The sequence below is a fragment of the Shewanella sp. SG44-6 genome (assembly GCF_014164185.1).
Taxonomy (GTDB): Bacteria; Pseudomonadota; Gammaproteobacteria; order Enterobacterales; family Shewanellaceae; genus Shewanella; species Shewanella vesiculosa.
The window spans coordinates 1-1,213 of sequence record NZ_JACJER010000282.1 but is presented as its reverse complement, the minus strand read 5'-3'; the positions used below and the strand labels follow the sequence as shown (position 1 = coordinate 1,213).

The window sequence follows — 1,213 nt, the reverse complement described above, 5'->3', positions numbered from 1 at the left end:
AATGTTGTCCCTACGGGCAAGCCATTAGTGATAAGGCTCTCCATGATAGGGATAACCCCTGTGGCATTGGAATACAGAGGAATACCAATCAATACCGCCGCAGGAACAGACCACCATTGACCATCACCTAAGTGAGCTTCGATCCAACCGTCAGGCACAAATCCATGGAGTGCGGCGCCAAGCCCAACCCCAATAATGACCCATTTCCACACTCGGCCAAAAATCTCTAGGGTCTCGCTTTTCGCAAATTCATGCCGTTCCGTTAACGTCATGGATGTTGATGTCATACCCTCGCTATTATCGTGACTCGCCTGTGCCTTTCCTTGCTCGAGTGTTTTGGCGGCAAAGGACTGCAGCCAACGCTCAGCGCGGATCGTGTCCAAAAATGCCCCCGCCAACATACCCACTGACATGCCGACCAGCACGTATATCACAGTAAACTTCCAGCCCAGCAGACTTACCAGCAGCAGAACGGCCACTTCATTAATTAACGGTGACGTGATCAAAAACGCCATAGTGATCCCCACAGGGATCCCCGCCGAGGTAAAACCTAAAAATACCGGAATGCTCGAACATGAGCAGAATGGAGTAACCGCGCCAAAACCCGATCCCATAAAGTAACCGACAAAACGATTTTTTCCCGCCAAGTAATCCCGAACGCGCTCGACATTGAGCGATGCCCGCACCAAGGCGATGGCATAAATCATCAGCAACAGGAGTGCAAAAATCTTAGTGGTATCTTAAATAAAAAAATGCACCGCATCGGCAAGCTTAGTATTGGGATCTAAACCCATTACCCCAAAGGTTAGCCAGCTCGCTAAATCGGAAAATAGTTGCAGCATAATCAAACTTCCTTGGTATACATGAAAACGATAAAGCAAAAAGATATTGCTATTTTAATCAGTTGAATGAACACCAATTAAATACAAACCGCTTATCTTTGAATAAGTGGAAATTGGCTCGCAATTGATTGTAATGATGCTTTTTGAGCTTCTATACCTGCCGAAAGCGGCAAGGAGATTAATGCCTTTATACGATTTTCAAGTATTTCTATAACATAGCTAAATTGCTCATCTATATCGGGGGCATCGATTGATGTTGGGTCGGGTAAACCCCAATGTAATTTAAGTGTTTGACCTAACCACAAAGGACAGGTTTCTCCCGCAGCATTATCACAAACAGTGATCACTAAGTCAGGAGTGAAATCCGCCAT

The 1,213-nt window shown here is 45.8% G+C and carries 2 pseudogenes; both read right to left on the bottom strand.

The annotated features are described in order from the left end of the window. Window positions 1–842: pseudogene (locus H5185_RS23525) on the bottom strand (permease); the annotation flags it as partial. Window positions 843–934: 92 nt separating this feature from the next. Then, window positions 935–1,213 (bottom strand): annotated as a pseudogene (locus H5185_RS23520) (arsenate reductase ArsC); the annotation flags it as partial.